Origin of the sequence: Streptomyces sp. NPDC102259 (assembly GCF_044766465.1) — a bacterium.
Taxonomy (GTDB): domain Bacteria; phylum Actinomycetota; class Actinomycetes; order Streptomycetales; family Streptomycetaceae; genus Streptomyces.
Genome location: NZ_JBIWMA010000001.1, coordinates 399,579 through 421,798 on the forward strand (window position 1 = coordinate 399,579; position 22,220 = coordinate 421,798).

The window sequence follows — 22,220 nt, forward strand, 5'->3', positions numbered from 1 at the left end:
GGGGAAAATCGCCGTCCGCGTGCTGGTAACGTGCACCGTGGTCCCGGTGGTCAAAGACATGCACACCGTGATCCCGGCCGATGAGCACAACCGGTCTTCCAACCGGACACGGCTGACTTCCCGCAAAGAGCCCTCAGGGCGCGGGGTCCTGTGTACAACCCGTCCGCCCCGCTCACCGGCATCGGCGGACAACCAGGGATGCGGCCGTGCTGAGCATCGACACGGTCTCTTCCCGACCATGCATGACGTGGTGCGGCTAAGAGGTCGCCGTAGAGGAGGGGATGTCGATGACCGACGCCCATGAGTTCATACCGGCCGCCAAACCCGTGATCGGCGAGGAGGAGATCGAGGCCGCGGTGCGCGTGCTGCGCAGCGGCATGGTCGTCCAAGGGCCCGAGGTGGCCGCCTTCGAGGAGGAGTTCTCGGAGCTCGTCGACGGGCGTCACTGCGTCGCGGTCAACTCCGGAACCTCCGCGCTGCACCTTTCGCTCCTCGCCCTCGGTCTCGGCCCGGGCGACGAGGTCATCGTGCCGTCGTTCTCCTTCGCCGCCTCCGCCAACGCGGTGCGGCTGGTCGGCGCCGACGTGGTCTTCGTCGACATCGACCCGGAGACGTACTGCCTGGACCCGGCCGCGGTCGAGGCCGCCCTGTCGCCGCGCACCGCCGCGATCATGCCGGTGCACCTGTACGGGCACCCGGCCGCCATGGACAAGATCATGGCGATCGCCGAGCGGCACGGGCTCGCCGTGATCGAGGACGCCTGCCAGGCCCACGCGGCCGCCCTGCACGGCACCCCGGTCGGCGCCTTCGGCGCCGCGGGCACCTTCAGCTTCTACCCGACGAAGAACATGCACAGCCTCGAGGGCGGCATGATCTCCACCGGGGACGCGGAGACCGCCCGCACCCTGCGCCTGCTGCGCAACCAGGGCATGGAGAAGCGCTACGCCAACGAGATCGTCGGCGCCAACGTGCGCATGACGGACGTGTCCGCCGCCATCGGCCGCGTCCAGCGCGGCAAGCTGACCGGCTGGACCGAGCAGCGCATCGCCAACGCCGCGTACCTCACCGAGCACATCACCGCGCCCAACGTGGTCACGCCGAAGGTCGCCGAGGGCGCGCGGCACATCTACCACCAGTACACGTTGCGGGTCCTGGGTGACCGCGACGCCGCCATGGCCAAGCTGACCGAGGCCGGCATCGGCAACGCCGTGTACTACCCGACTCCCATCCACCGGCTGAAGCCGTACTGGGAGCCGGACCAGAAGGCGGGCCGCAACTGGGACCTGCCCGAGACGGACCGCGCGGCCGCCCAGGTCGTGTCCCTGCCCGTGCACCCGGCCCTGTCCGCCCAGGATCTGGAACGCATCGTCACCGCCGTCAATGCTCTGGGGGAGCAACTGTGAGTACCGGGAAGTCGCTGCGAGCGGGACTCGTCGGCCTCGGTTCCATGGGGCGTCACCACGCCCGCGTCCTGTCGGGTCTGGAGGGCGTCGACCTCGTCGGCGTCGTCGACCCGATGGGCGACAAGTTCGGCGCCGCCCAGGGCGCGCCGATCCTGAACACCGTCGAGGAGCTCATCGCCCTCGGCGTGGACTACGCCGTCGTGGCCTGCCCCACCGCCCTGCACGAGCCGGTCGGCCTGGCGCTCGCCGAGGCGGGTGTGTGCGCGCTGGTAGAGAAGCCGGTCGCGGACACCGTCGACGGCGCCCGTCGTCTCGTCGAGGCCTTCGAGTCGCGCGGCCTGGTGGCCGGCGTCGGTCACATCGAGCGGTGCAACCCGGCGCTGATGTCGCTGCGCGCCCGTCTGGAGGCCGGCGAGCTCGGTGACGTCTACCAGGTCGTCACCCGCCGCCAGGGGCCCTTCCCGCACCGCATCGCGGACGTCGGCGTCGTCAAGGACCTCGCCACCCACGACATCGACCTCACCGGCTGGGTGACCGGACGCCAGTACGCGTCCATCGCCGCGCACACCGTCTCCAAGAGCGGCCGTGAGCACGAGGACATGGTCTCCGCGGTGGGGCGTCTCGACGACGGCACCATGGTCAACCACCTGGTGAACTGGCTGAGCCCGCTCAAGGAGCGGTTCACCTCGGTCACCGGTGAGCGCGGCTGCTTCATCGCCGACACCCTGACCGCCGACCTGACGTTCCACTCCAACGCCGCCGTGACCACCGAGTGGGAGGCCCTGCGGGCGTTCCGCGGGGTGTCCGAGGGCGACATGATCCGGTACGCCATCCCGAAGCGGGAGCCGCTGCTCGTCGAGCACGAGCTGTTCCGGGACGCGGTGCTCGGCAAGCAGGCCGACATCTGTACCCTGCGCCAGGGCATGCGTACCGTCGAGGTGGCGGCCGCGGTCCTCGAGTCGGCGACCAGCAACCGCACGGTGTCCCTTCAGCCGGAGGATCTGGCCGCAGATGGCAGCTGAGCATCACACATCGGGGGAACGGTGCGTGCTCGGCAGGACTCCTATGTTCTGTGAGACTTTCCCCGCAGGACCCAGCCGGCCGTCGGCTGTCGGAGACCAGGAGCCGGAGAATGTGTGCTGCGCCTGACGTCAGCGTCGTCGTTGCCGTCTACAACACGATGCCGTACCTGACGGAGTGCCTGAACTCCCTCGTCGGGCAGAGCATCGGCCGTGAGCGGCTGGAGATCGTCGCCGTCGACGACGGCTCCACCGACGACAGCGGCACCGAGCTGGACCGTTTCGCCGCGCTGTACCCGGACACCGTCAAGGTGCTCCACCAGCCGAACTCCGGCGGCCCGGCCGCGCCCAGCAACCGGGCGCTGGACGTGGCCACCGGCCGTTACGTGTACTTCATCGGCTCCGACGACTACCTCGGTGAGGAAGCGCTGGAGCGGATGGTGGACTACGCCGACCAGCACGGCTCCGACGTCGTGGTCGGCAAGATGGTCGGCACCAACGGCCGGTACGTGCACCAGGCGCTGTACAAGGAGAACGACCCGGACGTCAGCCTGTACGACTCCGCGCTGCCCTTCACGCTGGCCAACACCAAGCTGTTCCGCCGGGACCTGGTCGAGAAGCACAAGCTGCGCTTCCCCGAGCACCTGCCCGTGGGCAGCGACCAGCCGTTCACCATCGAGGCGTGCGTGCGCGCGAAGAAGATCTCGGTGGTGGCCGACTACACCTGCTACTACGCGGTCAAGCGCGGTGACGCCAGCAACATCACCTACCGCGCCGACCACCTGGCGCGGTTGCGGGCCGCCGCCGAGATCATGGACTTCACGGCCGGTCTCGTCGAGGCGGGCCCGGAGCGGGACGCGCTGCTGCGCCGGCACTTCACCTGGGAGCTCGCCAAGCTCGTCCAGGACGACTTCCCCGGGCTGGACCGCGAACTCCAGCGGCAGATCTGCGCGGGCATCGCGCGGCTCGCCGACGTCTACTTCACCGACGGCATCCGCGACGCGATGGACGTCAAGCGCCGGGTGCGCATCGCGCTCGCCCGGGCCGGCGCGATCGACGAGCTCGCCGAGGCGATCAGCTCGGAGAAGGCGCACGGGGCACCGCCGTTCGTCCTCGAGGGCGACCGCGCCTACGCCCGGTACGCCGGCTTCCGCGACCCGCGCATCGGCCTGGCCGACCGGGTCTACGAGCTGGTCGGGGAGTCCGTGCCCGGCCGTCTCGCCCAGGGCACCGAGCTGCTGGCCTCCGCCTGGGAGCAGCAGGGCGAGGCGCTCACCTACACGCTGTCCGTGCGGGTGCCGGTGCTCGGCGACGTCGACGGCGCGGTGCTGCGGCTCGCCGACAAGGCCATGCCCAAGTCGGCGAACAAGCCCGGCGCGCGTCGGCTGAAGGCGGACCACGTCCTGCCGGCGCCGGTGGGCGAGGTCACGTTCGAGCCTTCCGAGGACGGCGCGGCCACCGTGCTGCACGCCCGGATCCCGCTGGCGTACGTCACCGCGAAGCGGGGCGTGCGGGTATACCTGGACGTGGCCGGTTCGACGTACGAGATTCCCGTACGGGGCAAGGACCTGCCCATGCCGCTGGCACGCCAGTGGGGCCGGGAGGGGGATCCCTACCGGGCGTCGGCCGTGGTGAACGACAAGGGGCGTGTCGTGATCGACACGGCCCAGATGTACCCGCCGAAGATCACGGTGCTCCGCCGGGGGCTGGAGAGACTCGTGCGGAAACTGAAGTCCGGGGCCGGCCGCCTGAAGCGGGCCGCCGGCACCAAGAAGTCCAAGCCGAACGGCTCCAAGAAGCCGACCGGTTCCAAAAGGAAGTAGCGACCCTCCATGAACATCTGTGTAGTAGCACTCGGCAAGATCGGCCTGCCGCTGGCCGTGCAGTTCGCCTCCAAGGGCCACCGGGTCATCGGCGCGGACGTCAACGAGAAGGTCGTCGAGCTGGTCAACGCCGGTGTCGAGCCGTTCCCCGGCGAGCACGACCTCGACGTCAAGCTGAAGCAGGCCGTCGACGCCGGGCTGCTGAGCGCGACCACGGACACCGCGTCCGCCGTCGCCGAGTCCGAGGCCGTGGTCGTGGTCGTCCCGCTGTTCGTGGACGCCGAGGGCACCCCGGACTTCGGCTGGATGGACTCCGCGACGAAGGCGATCGCCCAGGGTCTCAAGCCCGGCACGCTCGTCAGCTACGAGACCACGCTGCCGGTCGGCACCACCCGCACCCGCTGGGCGCCGATGCTGGCCGAGGGCTCGGGGCTGACCGCGGGCGAGGACTTCCACCTGGTGTTCTCCCCGGAGCGGGTGCTGACCGGCCGGGTCTTCGCCGACCTGCGCCGCTACCCCAAGCTGGTCGGTGGCATCGACGAGGCGTCGAGCGCCCGCGGTGTGGAGTTCTACGAGCAGGTGCTGGACTTCGACGAGCGCGCCGACCTGCCGCAGGCCAACGGCGTGTGGGACCTGGGCACCGCCGAGGCCTCCGAGCTGGCCAAGCTCGCCGAGACGACGTACCGGGACGTCAACATCGGCCTGGCGAACCAGTTCGCGCGTTTCGCCGACAGCAACGGCATCGACGTCAAGAAGGTCATCGAGGCCTGCAACTCGCAGCCCTACAGCCACATCCACCAGCCGGGCATCGCCGTCGGCGGTCACTGCATCCCGATCTACCCGCGGATGTACCTGTGGAACGACCCGGCCGCGACCGTGGTGCGCTCGGCCCGTGAGGCGAACGCCGCGATGCCCGAGTACGCCGTCGACCTGCTGGCCGCCGCCTACGGCGACCTGACCGGCGTGGGCGTGCTGGTGCTGGGCGCCGCCTACCGCGGTGGCGTGAAGGAGACCGCCTTCTCCGGTGTCTTCCCGACCGTCGAGGCCCTCAAGGCGCGGGGCGCGGTGCCGTTCGTCTCGGACCCGATGTACACGGACGAGGAGCTCGCCGCCCACGGCCTCACCCCGCACGCGGGCGAGAAGGTCACCGCGGCGATCCTCCAGGCCGACCACGCCGAGTACCGCACGCTGACCCCGGCCGACCTGCCGGACGTCACCGTCCTGGTCGACGGTCGCCGTACGACGGACCCGGAGGTCTGGAAGGGCGTCCGCCGCGTCGTCATCGGCGGCTGACGCTCGTACCCGAACAACCTCGTGGCCCCGTCCCGTATCAGGGGGCGGGGCCCTGGTGCAGGAAGGTTTTGCCATGTCCTGGCTGATCACGGGCGGCGCCGGTTTCATCGGCTCGCATGTCGTGAAGGCGATGACGGACGCCGGTGAGCGGATCGTCGTCCTCGACGACCTGAGCACGGGCCGGGCCGAGCGGCTCCCGGACGGTGTGGTGCTGGAGGTCGGCACGGTGCTCGACGGCGACACCGTCGGGCGGGTGCTGCGCGAGCACGGCGTCACCGGCATCGTGCACATCGCGGGCAAGAAGCAGGTGGGCGAGTCCGTGGACCGGCCGCTGTACTACTACCGCGAGAACGTCGAGGGCATGCGCGTCCTGCTGGACGCCGCCGTCGCCGCGGGCGTCGGCCGGTTCCTGTTCTCCTCGTCCGCCGCCGTGTACGGCATGCCCGACGTCGACCTCGTCACCGAGAAGACGCCGTGCGTGCCGATCAACCCCTACGGCGAGACCAAGCTCGCCGGCGAGTGGCTGGTCGGGGCGGTCGGCGCCCGGCACGGGATGGCCACCGCCTCGCTGCGCTACTTCAACGTGGCGGGCGCGGCCACGCCCGAGCTGGGCGACGACGGCGTCTACAACCTCGTCCCGATGGTCTTCGAGCGGCTCGAGGCGGGGGAGGCGCCGCGGATCTTCGGTGACGACTATCCGACGCCCGACGGGACCTGCGTCCGCGACTACATCCACGTCGAGGACATCGCCGCCGCGCATGTCGCGGCCGCCCGCCGGCTGGCCGCCGACCCCGAAGCCCGGCTGGTGCTCAACATCGGCCGGGGCGAGGGCGTCTCGGTCGCCGAGATGATCGCCGTCATCCAGGACGTCACCGGCCGCGCGGGGACCGGGCCCGACGTGTCCGGCCGCCGTCCGGGCGACCCGGCCCGGGTCGTGGCCTCCGCCGACCTCATCCACCACGAGCTCGGCTGGAGCGCGGAGCGCGGCGTGCGCGAGATGGTGGAGTCGGCGTGGGCCGGGTGGCGGCTGCGGCACCCGTGAGCGCCCGAGTGAGCGTATGAGTGAGGGCCCCCGGGATGATCCCGGGGGCCCTCACTCATGTCCGCGTCGGCTCTCGCGTCAGCTCTCGTCGAGGACCAGCTTCTCGAAGTGCTTCTGCACCACGGGCCAGTCCCACACGGTCAGCGCGTGCTCGGTGGCGAGCTTGCCCGCGCCGCGCCAGGTCTCCTCCGTGGCCGTGATCTTCAGGATCCGCTCGGCCGCCTCGGCGGGGGAGGCGACGACCCAGCCCTCGGGGTAGAGGGTGCGGGCGCTGTTGGGCTTGCCCGCGTAGAACGGCCAGTCGCGGACGACGGGGACGGCGCCGCTGGCCGCGCCCTCCATCAGACCGACGTGGCAGCCCTCGCGCACCGAGGAGCTGAGGATCGTACCGATCTCGACGAGCTTCGACGGGACGTCGTCCGTCGCGCCGAGCCGGACCACCGCACCGGACTCCTCCAGCGGGGCCAGCAGCTCCTCGAACTCGGTCAGGTAGTCCTTGGTGGCCTGGCTGGTCTTCGGGTCCATGTCGCCGCCTACCAGGAGCAGCCGGTAGCGCTCGTCGTGCTTGCGGACCCGCGCCAGGACGTCCAGGGCCCACTTGGGGTCCTTGGCGACCTGGCTGATGCCGACCAGACCGAGGTTGAAGCGGGCCTCGGCCGGCTTCGCGCGGTTGAAGCCCGACAGGTCCATGGCGTTGTCGATGAGGTGGAACCGCGGGGCCTGCTCGCCGCGCAGCGTCGGCACGAGCGAGGTGGTCAGGTCCTTCACGTGCGGGGCGACGAAGACCATGTCGTCGATCCGGGAGAAGTCCGTCATGTGCGGCCAGCGGGTGAACGCCTCGTAGCTGTGCAGGCGCACGACGATCCGGGTGTCGCCCGGGTCGATCGTGGTGAGCATGCCGGCCGGACCGGCCGCCCACTCCAGGAACACGGTGTCGGCCCAGTCGAGGTGCGGGCGCATCAGGCGCTCCACCTCTTCCTGGTAGTCGCTCGTGTCGCCCGACAGCCGGTCCTTGAGCATGCGCGGGGCAGCCCAGGAGATCCGCTTCAGGTGCTTGTTCGCGGCCAGGTCGAGATAGCGCAGCTCGACGCCGGGGTGATCGGCGAAGTGCTCCTTGACCAGGTGCAGGAAGTTGTCGTTGGCGCTCGTCGTCACCAGCAGCCGCAGCGGGCGGTCGGTGGGGGCGGGCGCGGCGGGCACCTTGCGGCCGCGCGGGCGGCTCAGTGCCTGGAACGCCTTGGAGCGGTGCAGCGGGGCGACGAAACCCTCGGCGTCCTTCGCCAGCGGCGACGACAACTGGTCGATGTGCAGCACCCGGTGGAAGTGCAGGAACAGGGTGCGGTTGAGCGCCTCGGCAGCCTCGTCGGTCTTGCCCGCGGCGAAGAGCGCGTCGGCGTTCGCGAGCTGGGCCGCGACCGCCTTGCCCAGGAAGCGGGGGCTGATGCCCTTCTTCAGCTCCTGCATGACGCCCTCGTTGTAGAGGTCCGCCCGCAGCTGGAGGTCCGGGATCTTCGAGGCGGCGTCCGCGAGGGTGAGCGCGGCACCGCTGGTGCGGCCCGCCCACTGCATGCCCTCGGCGACGTACCGCGAGGTCGCGGCGCGCACCTTTATGGGCATGCCGGGCGCGGTCACGGCCGAGCGCCACAGCCGGGCGCCGACGCCCGAACGCATCACGGGCCGCGGGGTCACGGTGCGCACCAGCTGCGCGGGCAGCCGGTCGACCGAACGCTTCACGTCACGGGCGACGGCGTGCAGCGGCGGCAGGACGGTGGAGTGGCGGGCCGTGGCGCCGCCCTGCGCCTTCAGTTCCTCGACGGCCTTCAGCGCGGGCGCGAGCCCGAACCTGGCCGCGGCCGTGCGGTTGTACTCGGCGAGTCGCCACACCGTGTACACGGCGGCCACGTCCAGGGCGACGAGCACGTCGGCCTTGCGGCCGTGGGAGCGCAGCCACGAATCGCTCCGCACCTGCGTCCAGTTGCGCAGACCGCGCGGGGCCTTGCCGAGCCGGCGGCGTACCGCCTGGCTGCGGTGCTTGAGGGTGCGCGGCAGCTGGTGCGCACCGGCCAGCTCGACCTGGGCGAGTTCTTCCGGGACGCCCTCGGCCTCCAGGTGGAACATGCCCGCCAGGTGCACGCGCGCACCCTGGGCGTTGAACTTGCGCACCGTGTCGGCGAGCACGCCGAAATTCGGCCTGACGGACGCCACGAGCAGGACTTCGGTCACTTGGCGAGCTCCTCGACCAGGTTCTTGACGGCGACGGACATCAGCGCCTCGCGAGTGAACTGGTCGGCGTGGGCCATCGCCTCGGCGTGCTCCTCGTCGGTGGTCTCGACCGCCATGTGGGCGGCCTTGATGAAGGACTCGGTGAGGCCCGCCTCGTCGAGGCCGGGGGCGCCGGTCCACAGCGGGTGGCCCCTCAGCACGTTCGAGGCGTCGTGCTCGACGGCGTGCGCCGACACGATCGGCAGGCCGGTCGCCATGTACTCGTACACCTTGCCGGAGGTGACGAACCGGCCGCCGATGAGGATCAGCACCATGGCGTCCCAGCGGGCGTAGATCGAGGAGACCTCGGCCTTGGCGGCGGGACCGCCGAAGACGACGCCGTCGGCCTCGGCCTCCTTGAAGACCTCGGCGTGCCGGTTCGCCCCGCGGGTGGCGCCGTTGCCGAGATGGCCGCGCAGCTCGAAACGCGCGTTCGCCAGCAGCGGCTCCTTGGCGCGGGCGGCGCGCCAGGCGTTCAGCACCGTCTCCAGGTGCGGGACGGTGAAGTTGACCGTGCCGAGGTAGCCGAAGACGAGACCCGACTCGGCGTCGGGGTTGTGCGCCCGGCCCGGCGAGCTGTCCGCGTCGTAGCCGTTTCGGACGACGTGCACGCGGCTCGCGAACTCGGGATAGCGCTTGCGGTAGTGCTCCGCGATCGGGTCGTTGACGACCCACAGGGACACCGCGTTGTCGAGGATCTTCTGTTCCCACAGACCCTCGGCGGAGTCGCGGGCGAAGGCCTCGACGCCGTCGATGACGTCGATGGACCAGCCGTCGCGGAAGTCCACCGCGTACGGCACCTTCGCGTCCTCCCACAGCTTCCAGGCCGCGGCGAGGTTCACGTAGGGCACGCAGCTGGCGAGCAGCAGGTCCGCCGGGTGCTCCTGGTGGATGCGCAGCACGGCCTGCTCCAGATCGCCGCGCCATTCACCGAAGTTGGGCTCCGGGAACGTCTCGGTCTGGCGCTTGCGGAGCTTGGCGACCCAGCCGTTGGGGTCGAGGGCACGCGCCTCGTCGAAGAGGCGGATGTCCGTCTCGAGGTCGTCGCGCGACAGCGGCAGCTCGACGATCTTCACCCGGGGGTCGACCTGCTCCAGCAGCGAGAGGTCGATGCCCGAGTCGAGTTCCCAGGACTCCCGGGCGATGTTGACGACCGTGACGTCCCAGCCGGCCTTCACGAACTGGTTGGCGGTCTCGCGCATCCGGTACGTGGAGCTCTTGGCTGCCGGTGGGAATCCGACGGCGAGATAGATGACGTGCGGTCGCTTGCCTTCCGCAGGCGGCCCGGACGGGGGAGACGATGACATAGCGGTTGACGCTAGCACGCTGACATGCGCGGACTGTGGGTCACATGTGGCCGTCCGCAGGCGGACGGCCACGCTCCCCGGTCGCGTTCCTCATGTCAGGCGGGCCGGCTGCCCCCCTTCCATTCCTCCATGAGACGGACGACGTTGTGCGCCGCGCGGCCGTCGCCGTACGGGATGCCGGGGTCGTCGGTCGGCACGGCACGGGTCACGGTCTCGGCCCACTCCTGGGGCGACAGCGTGTGCGGGTCGGGTACAAGGACGTTCCAGCCGGTGTTGACGGTTTCCACCCACTCCGTCTCCGGGCGGATCGTGGTGCAGATGCGCTCCAGCAGGAACGCCTCCTTCTGCAGACCGCCGGAGTCCGTCACCACGCCGACGGAGGCCAGCACGGCGGCGACCAGGCTCGCGTACGGCAGCGGGCGGCCGACGTGCAGGTTGCCCTGGGTCAGGTCGATGCCGTGCTCTTGGGCGCGGGCGACGAGCCTCGGGTGGGCGGCGAGCGCCACCGGCACCGGCAGCTTGGCGAGCGAGTCGACGATCCGGGCGAGTCGCTCGGGGTCGTCGGTGTTGTCCGGGCGGTGCAGGGTCGCCAGCAGGAAGGGCTGCGTCGGGTCGATGCCCTCGGGCAGCTCCGGCGCGGCGAACTCACCGGCACGGACCTGGTCGCGGATGCGCAGGCAGATGTCGACCATCACGTCGCCGGCCAGTCGGGCGCGGTCGGCGAGGCCCTCGTTCGCGAGGTGGCGCATGGCCTCCTCGGTCGGCGCGAGGAGCAGGTCGGCGCTGTGGTCGGTGAGGACGCGGTTGTGCTCCTCCGGCATGCGCCGGTTGAAGGAGCGCAGGCCCGCCTCCAGGTGCGCCACGGGCAGGTGCATCTTCACGGCCGACAGCGCGCCGGCGATGGTGGAGTTGGTGTCGCCGTAGACGAGCACCCAGTCGGGCTGCTCACGGTCGAGGACCGGGTCGAGCGCGGAGAGGACGGCGCCGGTCTGCACGCCGTGGCTGCCGGAGCCGACGCCGAGGTGGACGTCGGGGTCCGGGATGCCGAGTCCGGAGAAGAAGACGTCCGAGAGGTCGGCGTCGTAGTGCTGCCCGGTGTGCACGATCACGTGCTCGTGCTCGGTTCCCGCGAAGGCGGCCGCGATGGGGGCGAGCTTCACCAACTGGGGACGGGCACCGACGATGCTGATGACTTTCACAGAGCACTCTTCTACTGGGGGCGGGCATGTGGGGTTCGCGAGCAAAGGGAATGGTAGGCAAAAGGTTGGACGCGCCGGATCCGCCATGGGTTGCCCTGCGGGGGGAGCGCGTCCTGTCGTGTCCCGTCCATGTCCGTCCAGGCCGTGGTCAGAACACGGCTTTCGGGCTGCGGCTCACTCGCATAACGATTTCGTGAACCTTGCGTTTACAGGTACGTAAATCGGGTCAACGCGGACGGGTCGCTACGCGGTGCGCTCGACCAGTGTCCCGTCCTTCTCGTCGAAGAGGGCGCCGCTCTGCGGGCACTCCCACACATCAGGCTCACCCTCCCGTTCGACGAGCCGGACGCCGGCCCTTCCGACCCATCCCACCCGGCGAGCCGGGACGCCCACGACCAGCGCGAAGTCCGGCACGTCCTTGGTGACGACGGCGCCTGCGGCGATCATCGCCCAGCGGCCGATGGTGAGGGGTGCGACACACACGGCACGCGCCCCGATGGACGCCCCGTCGGAGATCCGCACGCCGACGGCCTCCCAGTCGCCACCGCGCTTCTGCTTGCCCTCGGGGTCCACGGAGCGCGGGTTGTGGTCGTTGGTGAGGACCACGGCGGGGCCGATGAAGACGCCGTCGCCGAGCTCGGCCGGCTCGTAGACCAGCGCGTAGTTCTGGAGCTTGCAGTTGTCGCCCATGCGGACACCGGAACCGACGTACGCCCCACGGCCGACCACGCAGCCCTCTCCGAGCCGCGCGCCCTCCCGGATCTGTGCGAGGTCCCACACACTGCTCCCGGCGCCGATCTCGGCACCCGCGTCGACCTGGGCGCTGGGCTGGACCCTGTAGTTCACTTCTCCGCCTTCCGGTGTCTGGCTACGCATCGCGAGCATACGGGGAGGGGCCGCCCGTTCGATGGGGGCGGCCCCTGACGCGTACCGGCTCGAACCGTGTCGATCAGTGTCCGTCGGTGGCGACCTGGGTGGCGGGAATCCAGTACCCGGCGAACTCCTCCGAGGTGATCCGCAGCATCGACCGCCCGTTCACGACCGCCCTGCGGTCGAACTGGAGGGTGTGCGACTCGGAGTACTTCAGGGTCTTGAGCGTGCCTGCCACGCCGTTGGTGCCGAAGTCGATCGCCTCGACGGAGGCGTTCGCGGCGATCGTCAGCGTGCGCGGCACCCGGTAGGCGACGGTGACGTGCTCACCGCGCAGGAAGGCCTTCGGGTAGGCCTCCCCGATCCAGTAGCCCTTGTACGCTCCGGCGCTGATCCGGTACCAGACGCCGGCGCCCTGGATACGGCGCCGCATGTCGATCGGAGCCTGGGTGGCCCGGGCGAAGACGACCTTCTTGGAGCTGAGGATCTTGTCCGCCTTGGCCTTGACCCAGCTGCCGTCGGCCTTGGTGTCCAGCTTGTACAGGGTGTGCGTGCCGGCGGCGATCGCGATCACCGAGCCGGACTTCACGCCCGGCGGGACGTCCTCGATCAGCATGTCCAGCTGGTGGGCGAAGACCGAGCTGTTGGTCTGCCAGTTCAGCTGCTGCCACAGCGTGATGTGGTGGTGGTGATAGGTGTTCGCCGGAATCCGGTGCGTCTGGCAGTAGTACGAGAACCAGCGCGGGTTGCGCAGCAGGGTGAAGTACCGGGCGATCGTCGTGCAGGCGCCGTCGTACAGCTGGGCGGCGAGCTCGTTGCCGGTCAGCCCGTAGTAGTCCCAGACGCCGAACATGGCGAAGATCATGCCGTTGTACGTGTAGTCGCCCGTGCCGGCCGTCTTGAACGGGTACTCCTGGATCCAGAGGTAGCCCGCCTTGTCCTTGTTCACCACCCACGGGTTGGCGTTGTCGGCGCGCAGCAGGGAGGCGAAGGCGCCGTCGGCGGCCGACCGGTACAGGGCCCGCTCGTCCGCGCTGAGCCCGTCCTCCAGGGCGGCGAGCTGGGAGAAGAGGCTGATCGCCTCGCCCTGCGCCATGCCGGAGTACCAGGGCGCCTTGTAGACGACACCGCTGTGCTCGGCGTGGGTGAAGTCGAACGGGTACGGGAAGTACCAGGCGCCGCGGGTCTCGACCCGCTTGGCGATCAGCCGGTCGGCCTGGGCCTTGGCGCGCTTGAGGAACACGGCCTTGCGGGTCGGGTCGGTCTCGACGCGGTAGCTGGTGATGCAGCCGAGGCCGAACTGGATCTGCCCGACGGGGTGGTCGTAGGACTTTCCGTCGGCCGTGTACTTCATGTACACGCCGTCGGCGTTCAGGTGGTAGTCGCCCGACGAGAGGTTGACGTTGGCCCAGGTGGTGGCCCGGTTGCGCCACGGCCGCATGGCCTCCGGCAGATCGGGGGCGATCTGGTAGCCGGCCTTCTTGAACTCGAACGGCAGGGTGGTCGGGACGTCCGTCTCGGTCGGCGTGCCGCCCGTGTACGGGATGTGCGTGCCGGCGCTCGGCGCGCTGACGCTGCCGCCCTCCAGCGGGTCCGGCAGCGGCGGCACGGGTATGGGCTCCCCGCCCGTGCCGGACGGCAGGCTCAGCGCGATCGACCGCGGCATGTTGGCGAACGGGTCCGGCGGCGTCGGTGACTCGAACACTCCGGTGGCCATCGCGGTGACGGCCCCGCCTCCCACGACCGCCACCCCCGCGGCGCCGCCTCCGGCCAGCCGTATGAACCGTCTCCGGCCGATTTCGGCACGCCTCTTTCCAGCCATAACTCTGGTCCCCCCCAAGGGTGTTGATCAGCCGTGATCAACAGATGATCTTGCTTGGCAATGATTGTGGATCGTATGTGAAACCTGGGGATTTTCGTGATGGTCGAGAAAAGTTCAGCCGGAGGGGGTGGCGGGATGATCGGGGCATATCCGCGCGTTGCGGGAGGTACGTCGAGAGGGCTGAGAGTTCTGTGATGAAACCGTGATCCGCGGGACGTGTGAATGCCGGACGCCCGGCCCGGTTTGACCCCTCAAGCCGGGGCCCGTAGCCTTGACCCTCGGCGTGTCGGCTGACATGTCACATCCCCGTAAACCCTCTTCCTCCCGGGTGCCGGTTACCTCGGTGGTCGGGAGAGGCCGTCCGTGTTCGTTCCCGGGCGGCTGGACTTCGGGGATGCCGTCCCAGAGCGAGAGAGTGAGATCCGCGTGTACGCCATCGTGCGCAGCGGTGGTCGCCAGCACAAGGTTGCTGTCGGCGACATCGTTGAGGTTGACAAGATTTCCACTGCCAAGGTTGGCGACACGGTCGAGCTCTCGACCCTGCTCGTTGTCGACGGCGACGCTGTGACCAGCGACCCGTGGGTGCTGGCCGGCATCAAGGTCCAGGCCGAGGTCGTGGACCACCACAAGGGCGTCAAGATCGACATCCTTCGCTACAAGAACAAGACCGGCTACCGCCGTCGTCAGGGCCACCGCCAGCAGTACACGGCGATCAAGGTCACTGAGATCCCCGCGGCTGCGAAGTAAGGGACTGAGGAGACATGGCACACAAGAAGGGCGCATCGTCCACCCGGAACGGTCGCGACTCCAATGCCCAGCGGCTCGGCGTGAAGCGCTTCGGCGGTCAGGTCGTCAACGCGGGTGAGATCCTGGTCCGCCAGCGTGGCACGCACTTCCACCCCGGCGCGGGCGTCGGCCGTGGCGGCGACGACACGCTGTTCGCGCTGAACGCCGGCGCGGTGGAGTTCGGTACCCACCGTGGCCGCAAGGTCGTGAACATCGTTCCGGTCGCCTGATCGGAAACTTTCGCGAGGCGGACCTCACTTCCCGTGTGGGAAGGCGGGTCCGCCTTTCGCGTGTTAGGCAGTAAGAAACCCGTACGTTTTCGCAGTGCTGGAGGCACCTACCATGACCACCTTCGTGGACCGCGTCGAACTCCATGTCGCCGCGGGTAACGGAGGCCACGGCTGTGCCTCCGTCCACCGTGAGAAGTTCAAGCCGCTCGGTGGCCCCGACGGGGGCAACGGCGGCCGTGGCGGCGATGTGATCCTGGTCGTCGACCAGTCGGTCACCACGCTCCTCGACTACCACCACAAGCCCCACCGCAACGCCACCAACGGCAAGCCCGGCGAGGGCGGCAACCGCTCCGGCAAGGACGGCCAGGACCTGATCCTGCCGGTCCCGGACGGCACCGTGGTCCAGGACAAGGCCGGCAACGTGCTGGCGGACCTGGTCGGCCACGGCACCTCGTACATCGCCGCCCAGGGCGGTCGCGGTGGCCTCGGCAACGCGGCGCTGTCGTCGGCCCGCCGCAAGGCGCCCGGCTTCGCGCTGCTCGGCGTGCCCGGTGACCTCCAGGACATCGTCCTGGAGCTGAAGACGGTCGCCGACGTGGCCCTTGTCGGCTACCCGAGCGCGGGCAAGTCCTCGCTGATCTCCGTCCTGTCCGCCGCCAAGCCGAAGATCGCGGACTACCCGTTCACGACCCTCGTCCCGAACCTGGGCGTGGTGACGGCCGGCTCCACGGTCTACACGATCGCCGACGTGCCGGGTCTGATCCCGGGCGCCAGCCAGGGCAAGGGACTGGGCCTGGAGTTCCTGCGCCACGTCGAGCGGTGCAGCGTCCTTGTGCACGTGCTGGACACGGCGACCCTGGAGTCCGAGCGCGACCCGCTCTCCGACCTCGACATCATCGAGGAGGAGCTCAAGCAGTACGGCGGCCTCGGCAACCGGCCGCGGCTCGTGGTGCTGAACAAGATCGACGTACCGGACGGCAAGGACCTCGCCGAGATGGTCCGCCCGGATCTGGAGGCGCGCGGCTATCGCGTCTTCGAGGTGTCCGCGGTCGCCCACCTGGGTCTGAAGGAGATGTCCTTCGCCCTCGCCGAGATGGTGTCCGCGGCGCGCGCGGCCAGGCCGAAGGAGGAGGCGACCCGGATCGTCATCCGTCCGAAGGCGGTCGACGACACCGGCTTCACCGTCACGCTGGAGGAGGACGGCCTGTTCCGCGTCCGGGGCGAGAAGCCCGAGCGCTGGGTGCGCCAGACCGACTTCAGCAACGACGAGGCCGTCGGCTACCTCGCCGACCGGCTCAACCGCCTCGGCGTGGAGGACGCGCTCATGAAGGCGGGCGCCCGGGGCGGCGACGGCGTCGCCATCGGCCCCGAGGACAACGCGGTCGTCTTCGACTGGGAGCCGTCCGTGACGGCCGGCGCCGAGATGCTCGGCCGCCGTGGTGAGGACCACCGCTTCGAGGAGCCGCGTCCCGCGACGACGCGTCGCCGGGACAAGCAGGCCGAACGCGACGAGGCGGCCAAGGAGTTCGAGGGCTTCGAGCCCTTCTAGCCCCTCCAGCCCGGCCGGCTCCGTCGGCTTGGTCTTCCGGACCCGTGGTGGTCGGCCGTACACCGGCCGGCCGCCACGGGTCTTTCCGCTTCTCCGCCCGCACGCGGGACTTCCGCCCCGACGGCGTCGACGCGACCGTCCCTGGGGCGGACGGTAAGAGCGGAGCAGGCGGCCGGGAAAACCCCGACGTGAGAAAACGCCGATCGGAGCCCGGGACTCATCTGTGCCCCAGGCTCCTCTCAGCGTCCCCTAAGGAACCCCTCTTACCGTCTCTTGACCATGGAGACGGACTGTACGAACCCCGCGGACTGTACGAGTGACGGCGCCCCGGCCCCCGTGAAACCCACCCCGCTGACCGCCGGTACCCGCCTGCTGCACATAGGGCCGCACAAGACCGGGACCACCTCGATCCAGGGCGCCCTCTTCGCGGCGAAGGAGCAGCTGCCGGCGTACGGCGTCGCGTACCCGGCGCAGAGCAGACACCCCATGCAGGCCGTCCTGGCGGCCTGCTCCCGGACCGGGATGATCGGCGACACCACGCCCACCGAGCGGCACTGGACGCGGCTCGTGGACCAGGTGCACGCCACCGGCCGCCACACCTCGGTGATCAGCAGCGAGTTCTTCGCCGACGCCCCGGACGACGCGACCGCCGGGCGGATCGTCGAGCAACTCGGCGGGGAGCCGGTGCAGGTGCTGGTCACCCTGCGCCCGCTGGTGAGGATCATGCCCTCGCAGTGGCAGCAGTACGTGCAGAACGGCCTGCGCATGGGCTACGAGGAGTGGCTGGAGCACATGCTCCGCAAGGCCCCCTACGAGAAGCCCAACCCCAGTTTCTGGCGCCGGCACCGGCACGACCGGCTGGTCGAGCGGTGGGTGCGGGTGGTCGGGCCCGAGCGGGTCACCGTCGTCGTGGTGGACGACCGGGACCGCGGCGGGCTGATGCGCACCTTCGAGGGACTGCTCGGACTGCCCGCGAATCTCCTTCAGCCCGTTCCTGACACGGCGAATCGTTCTCTCACCCTCGCCGAGACCGAAATGCTGCGCAGTCTCAACAAGGAATTCCGCGGTAATGGCCTCCCTGACGAGCTGTATTCCCTACTGGTTCGTAACGGTGCGGTCATGCATATGAAGAACACGTGCAGTCCCACCTCACAGGACGTGAGGATCTCCACACCCGAGTGGGCGGTCCGGGCGGCCACCGGGATCGGCGCCGAGATGGCCGAGCGGATCGGGTCGACCGGGGTGCGGGTGATCGGTGACCCGGCTCTGCTGTCCGCTGTGCCGGAGCCCGCCGGGCGGCCGGGGCCGGAGGAGGCCCGGATCGCACCCGAGGTGGCCGCTCAGGCGCTGTATGGTGCGCTCGCAGCGGTGGTCGCCGCATCCGGCGGGGCCTCGGCGCCCCCGGTGCACCGGACCTCGTCCAAGGAGCTCGTACGCGTCCTCGGGCACCGCTGCCTCAAGCGGATCCGACGGCACTGACGCCGTTCGGCACGCTCTTGTCCGTGGCGCTCGGTCACTCTCGGCAATGAGATACTCCTTGTGCAGTAACTCACAGGATTTCCAGGGACCCTCCATGGGAAGCCGCGCCGGAGTCTTAGGAAACGCCGTCGAGGCAAGGTGAATGCCAGGTTGCGTGCACATTTGCAGCGAACGACGCTCACCTTGCATCGCGGTAACCGCAAGTGGGACCATTTCCCCGTTCCCTGTCGCCCCAAGGTAGGTCCACTGTGTCCCAGCACATAGCCAAGCCCCGTACCACCGCAGTGATCCTGGCCGGTGGCACCGGCCAGCGCGTGGGTCTGTCGATCCCCAAGCAGCTGCTGAAGATCGCCGGCAAGGCAGTCATCGAGCACACCCTGACCACCTTCGAGAAGGCCGACTCGATCGACGAGATCATCGTGCTGATGGCGCCGGGCTACGTGCCGGACATCGAGAAGATCGTGGCCAAGGCCGGGTTCAAGAAGGTCCGGAAGATCATCGAGGGCGGTTCCACGCGGAACGAGACCACCGAGCGCGCCATCGCGGCCCTGGGCGAGGGGCTGGCCGACGGCGAGGATCTCAACGTCCTCTTCCACGACGCCGTGCGCCCCCTGCTCTCGCGGCGGGTCATCGACGACTGCGTCACGGCGCTGGAGCGCTACCAGGCGGTCGACGTCGCCATCCCGTCCGCGGACACCATCATCGTCACGCGCACGCACGGCGAGGACGGTGAGTTCATCACCGAGATCCCGGACCGCTCCCGGCTGCGCCGCGGTCAGACCCCGCAGGCGTTCAAGCTGTCCACCATCCGCCGGGCGTACGAGGTGGCGGCGGGCGACCCCAACTTCCAGGCGACCGACGACTGCACCGTCGTGCTGCGCTATCTGCCCGACGTGCCGATCCACGTCGTCGCGGGTGACGAGTACAACATGAAGGTGACCCAGCCCGTCGACGTCTTCATCGCCGACAAGCTCTTCCAGCTGGCCTCCTCCGCCGCCCCCGAGCAGATGGGCGAGGAGGTCTACCGCGAGCTCCTCACCGGCAAGACCGTGGTCGTCTTCGGCGGTTCGTACGGCATCGGCAAGGACATCGCCGAGCTCGCCGAGTCCTATGGCGCCAAGGTGTACGCGCTGGGCCGCTCCACCACCGGCACGCACGTCGAGAACCCGGAGGAGGTCGACGACGCGCTGTCCAAGGCGTACAGCGAGACCGGGCGCATCGACTACGTCGTCAACACGGCGGGCGTGCTGCGCATCGGCAAGCTGGCCGAGACCGACAACGCGACCATCGAGGAAGCGCTGAAAGTCAACTACCTGGCACCGGTGCAGATCGCACGTTCGGCGTACAAGTACCTGGCGGAGACGAAGGGCCAGCTGCTGCTGTACACCTCCAGCAGTTACACGCGGGGGCGTGCCGAGTACAGCCTGTACTCGTCCACCAAGGCGGCCATGGTGAACCTCACCCAGGCCCTCTCCGACGAGTGGGCCGGTGACGGCATCCGGGTGAATTGCGTCAACCCGGAGCGCACGGCCACGCCCATGCGAACCAAGGCTTTCGGGCAGGAGCCCTCGGGCAGTCTGCTTTCCTCGGAGGCGGTTGCCCGCACCTCGCTCGACGTGCTGCTCTCCGAGCTCACCGGGCATGTGATCGACGTCCGCCAGCAGGACCCGACGGCGGCCGCCGGCCGGGCGTCGGACTTCGAGCAGGCTCTGGCCGGAGTGCTCGACCGACAGGATGGCATGGCATAATCCATCGGAAATAGCCATCGATTTTTCAGGCCTCTGTGGCTCCCTGTTTACGGAGAATTCACAGAGGCCTGATCCGTAAGACTCCCGAAACCTTCACAAAGGATTTTCCGGACTTTTAGTACCTATGACCGGCCCCCTCCCAGAGCAGGTTTCTCCGTGATATCCACCGCTATTCGCGTAGCCCGGGTGGGCAGCGCGGCCGAACTGGCCGCGGCGGCCCTCATGATGCTGGGCTACCCCGGCCTCATGGTGGCCGCGCTCGTTCCGAGCGTCCCCGCCTTCGCCGCCGCGGCCGCCGTGACGTACCTGGCGGACCTTTACCTCCACCGCAAAGGCAGTCGCCTCATCGCCCTCCTGGGCAAGGTGCGGGCCGGTCTGTCCACCCGGTTCCTGGTCCGCGAGCTGCTGCTGATCCTGCTGCTGGCGAGACTCGACCTCTCCCAGGAGCCGGTCTTCTACGCGGCGATCGCGTGCTTCACGGTGTTCTTCGGCCTCCAGGCCCCGCACGGCGCGCTGATCACCCTGATCGGCAAGCGCCGTCAGATGCCGGTCGTGACCAGGAACGTCGACGTGGCCTCCCGGCTGCGCATACCGGACGCGCCGCCGCGCCGCCTGCTGAGCCGCGCCACCGTCAAGATGCTCCACCTCGACCTCGCGGCCGTCGTGGGTCTCCTCGTCAGCGCGCTCACCGACTCCGAGGCCGCGGGCTTCGTCGGCATCGGCGTCACCCTGGGCCTGGGCGCGCTGTACGTGCTGGCGCTGGTGCCGTACCTGCGGGCGAAGCGGCTGCCGCCGAAGGCCGACAAGGTCCTCGGCACGGTCAGCGCCTGGCTGCGCGAGTACCGGCCGCAGACGGTGCTGTACTTCTCCGGCTCCGACGACTCCGCCTACCAGGTCAACATGTGGCTGGAGACCATGGAGCAGATGGAGTCCCGGCCCCTGGTCATCCTGCGTGAGCGCACCGTCCTGGAGAAGATGGCGCCCACCTCGGTCCCCGTCGTCTGCGTGCCCGGGGGGGTGCACCTGATGAACATGGACCTGTCCATGGTGCGGGTCGCGTTGTACTGCGCGAACGTCGGCAAGAACATCCACCTGCTTCGGGTGCCGACCATGAAGCACGTCTTCATCGGCCACGGCGACAGCGACAAGCTCGCCAGCGTCAACCCGTTCAGCAAGGTCTACGACGAGGTGTGGACCGCCGGCCGCGCGGGCCGCGACCGTTACGCCATCGCCGACGTCGGCATCCGCGACGAGGACATCGTGGAGGTCGGCCGTCCGCAGCTGGCGCCGATCAAGACCGCGCAGGGCACAGCCGCGGGTCCCCGCGGCGGAGCCGCCGACGGGTCCTGCCCGACGGTTCTGTACGCGCCCACCTGGGAGGGCTGGGACGACAACCCGGGCAACACCTCGCTCCTGCTGGCCGGCGAGAACATCGTGAAGAAGCTGATCGCGGCCGAACCCCCGGTCCGTGTCCTGTACAAGCCGCACCCCTTCACCGGCACCCGCAGCGCCAAGGCCGGCGCCGCGCACCGCCGGATCACCGCCCTGATCAAGAAGGCCTCCGCCCAGCGGGCGGGCGACCCCCGCTTCACCTCGGACCCGGCGGCCGAGGCCAAGGCCAAGGCGGAACTGACTCGCCTCAAGGCCCGGCTGGACGGTCTCTCCCTCGCGTTCGACGAGCGCGCCGACGAGGCCGTCACCAGCCGTGACGGCATCGTCGACGTCCGCAAGCACGAAGAGGCCGCCCGGCTGCGCGCCGAGTGGAACGAGACCTACTGGCGCTCCTTCCCCTCCTTCGAGCACCGGGTGATCACCGGCGCCGGACCTCGCCTGTACGACTGCTTCAACGCCTCCGAGGCGATGGTCTCGGACATCTCCAGCGTGGTCTCCGACTTCATCGCGAGCGGCAAGCCGTATGCGGTCGCGGACTCCGCGGAGCTGGGCGCCGAGGAGTTCAGGCGGCAGAACACCGCCGTGCGCGCGGCGGTGATCCTCAGCAACAGCGCCGCCGAGCTGGACCAGCTGCTGGACGCGGTCCGCGACCCGGCCGGCGATCCACTGGCCAAGGACCGCAAGGAACTCAAGGAGTACCTGCTCGGACCCGACGAGCCCACCTCGCTCGAGCAGTTCGACACCGCGATCACCGACCTCGCGCTGAAGGCCGAGGCACGCAACGTGGGCCAGGAATCCCACGCGGTCACGATGGACGACGCGGTCGGTGCCGCGCCGGACGACGCGACGGAACTGCCCAAGGGTGTTACGGCCGGCTGACGCCCGTATTTCCTGAGGCCGGGCCCCCGGAGAGTTCTCCCCGGGGGCCCGGCCTCTTGTATGTTCTGTGATGTGGGACACGTACCGAAACCCAGGCAACCCACCCCGTTCATCCAT

The 22,220-nt window shown here is 69.6% G+C and carries 16 protein-coding genes; 11 read left to right on the forward strand and 5 right to left on the reverse strand.

All coding sequences use genetic code 11. From position 1 onward, the window contains the following. The first annotated feature begins 287 nt into the window (after nucleotides 1-287). The 5 genes from ACIRPU_RS01835 (at nucleotide 288) to galE (ending at nucleotide 6,580) form a co-directional block, all read left to right on the forward strand. Nucleotides 288-1,403 carry a DegT/DnrJ/EryC1/StrS family aminotransferase gene (locus ACIRPU_RS01835; protein ID WP_403860291.1) on the forward strand — a complete coding sequence of 372 codons (1,116 nt, stop codon included), beginning with the start codon at nucleotides 288-290 and terminating at the stop codon, nucleotides 1,401-1,403. Further along, complete coding sequence (locus tag ACIRPU_RS01840; RefSeq protein WP_403860294.1) at nucleotides 1,400-2,425, forward strand: Gfo/Idh/MocA family protein; 1,026 nt, start codon at nucleotides 1,400-1,402, stop codon at nucleotides 2,423-2,425. The genes ACIRPU_RS01835 and ACIRPU_RS01840 overlap by 4 nt, the downstream gene beginning before the upstream one ends. Nucleotides 2,426-2,535: 110 nt before the next feature. After that, nucleotides 2,536-4,245 (forward strand): glycosyltransferase, encoded by a 1,710-nt coding sequence (locus tag ACIRPU_RS01845; RefSeq protein WP_355701323.1) that lies wholly within the window; start codon nucleotides 2,536-2,538, stop codon nucleotides 4,243-4,245. Nucleotides 4,246-4,254: 9 nt separating this feature from the next. After that, entirely contained in the window at nucleotides 4,255-5,538 is a 1,284-nt protein-coding gene (locus ACIRPU_RS01850) for a nucleotide sugar dehydrogenase (RefSeq protein WP_403860298.1), read from the forward strand. A gap of 73 nt (nucleotides 5,539-5,611) precedes the next feature. Then, nucleotides 5,612-6,580 (forward strand): UDP-glucose 4-epimerase GalE, encoded by a 969-nt coding sequence (gene galE / locus ACIRPU_RS01855; RefSeq protein WP_403860302.1) that lies wholly within the window; start codon nucleotides 5,612-5,614, stop codon nucleotides 6,578-6,580. A gap of 78 nt (nucleotides 6,581-6,658) precedes the next feature. Here the strand turns inward: galE and ACIRPU_RS01860 are convergent, their stop codons facing one another. The 5 genes from ACIRPU_RS01860 to ACIRPU_RS01880 form a co-directional block, all read right to left on the reverse strand. Then, nucleotides 6,659-8,803 (reverse strand): glycosyltransferase family 1 protein, encoded by a 2,145-nt coding sequence (locus ACIRPU_RS01860; protein WP_403860305.1) that lies wholly within the window; start codon nucleotides 8,801-8,803, stop codon nucleotides 6,659-6,661. Further along, nucleotides 8,800-10,044 carry a glycosyltransferase gene (locus ACIRPU_RS01865; protein WP_403861553.1) on the reverse strand — a complete coding sequence of 415 codons (1,245 nt, stop codon included), beginning with the start codon at nucleotides 10,042-10,044 and terminating at the stop codon, nucleotides 8,800-8,802. The genes ACIRPU_RS01860 and ACIRPU_RS01865 overlap by 4 nt, the downstream gene beginning before the upstream one ends. Before the next feature lie 200 nt (nucleotides 10,045-10,244). After that, on the reverse strand, nucleotides 10,245-11,348 hold the full coding sequence (gene wecB / locus ACIRPU_RS01870) for a non-hydrolyzing UDP-N-acetylglucosamine 2-epimerase (protein WP_403860308.1): 1,104 nt from the start codon (nucleotides 11,346-11,348) through the stop codon (nucleotides 10,245-10,247). Nucleotides 11,349-11,591: 243 nt separating this feature from the next. Further along, nucleotides 11,592-12,194: an acyltransferase gene (locus ACIRPU_RS01875; protein ID WP_355701318.1), complete on the reverse strand. Its 603-nt coding sequence runs from the start codon at nucleotides 12,192-12,194 to the stop codon at nucleotides 11,592-11,594. Nucleotides 12,195-12,297: 103 nt separating this feature from the next. Continuing rightward, complete coding sequence (locus ACIRPU_RS01880) at nucleotides 12,298-13,968, reverse strand: D-glucuronyl C5-epimerase family protein (RefSeq protein WP_403860311.1); 1,671 nt, start codon at nucleotides 13,966-13,968, stop codon at nucleotides 12,298-12,300. Nucleotides 13,969-14,466: 498 nt separating this feature from the next. Here ACIRPU_RS01880 and rplU point away from each other — a divergent pair, with 498 nt between their 5' ends. The 6 genes from rplU (at nucleotide 14,467) to ACIRPU_RS01910 (ending at nucleotide 22,103) form a co-directional block, all read left to right on the forward strand. Continuing rightward, nucleotides 14,467-14,787, forward strand: coding sequence for a 50S ribosomal protein L21 (gene rplU / locus ACIRPU_RS01885; RefSeq protein ID WP_007381993.1), 321 nt, complete (start codon nucleotides 14,467-14,469; stop codon nucleotides 14,785-14,787). A 14-nt stretch (nucleotides 14,788-14,801) separates the two neighbouring features. Continuing rightward, a complete protein-coding gene (gene rpmA, locus ACIRPU_RS01890) occupies nucleotides 14,802-15,056 on the forward strand; it encodes a 50S ribosomal protein L27 (RefSeq protein WP_007381992.1) in 255 nt (84 codons plus the stop codon). A gap of 112 nt (nucleotides 15,057-15,168) precedes the next feature. Next, nucleotides 15,169-16,605, forward strand: a complete 1,437-nt coding sequence (obgE, locus tag ACIRPU_RS01895; RefSeq protein ID WP_355701316.1) for a GTPase ObgE — start codon at nucleotides 15,169-15,171, stop codon at nucleotides 16,603-16,605. Between the two features lie 279 nt (nucleotides 16,606-16,884). Beyond that, nucleotides 16,885-18,084, forward strand: coding sequence for a hypothetical protein (locus ACIRPU_RS01900; protein WP_403860315.1), 1,200 nt, complete (start codon nucleotides 16,885-16,887; stop codon nucleotides 18,082-18,084). A gap of 248 nt (nucleotides 18,085-18,332) precedes the next feature. After that, nucleotides 18,333-19,832: a D-ribitol-5-phosphate cytidylyltransferase gene (locus tag ACIRPU_RS01905; protein WP_403860318.1), complete on the forward strand. Its 1,500-nt coding sequence runs from the start codon at nucleotides 18,333-18,335 to the stop codon at nucleotides 19,830-19,832. A 186-nt stretch (nucleotides 19,833-20,018) separates the two neighbouring features. Continuing rightward, a complete protein-coding gene (locus tag ACIRPU_RS01910; RefSeq protein ID WP_403860321.1) occupies nucleotides 20,019-22,103 on the forward strand; it encodes a hypothetical protein in 2,085 nt (694 codons plus the stop codon). Nucleotides 22,104-22,220 lie beyond the last annotated feature (117 nt).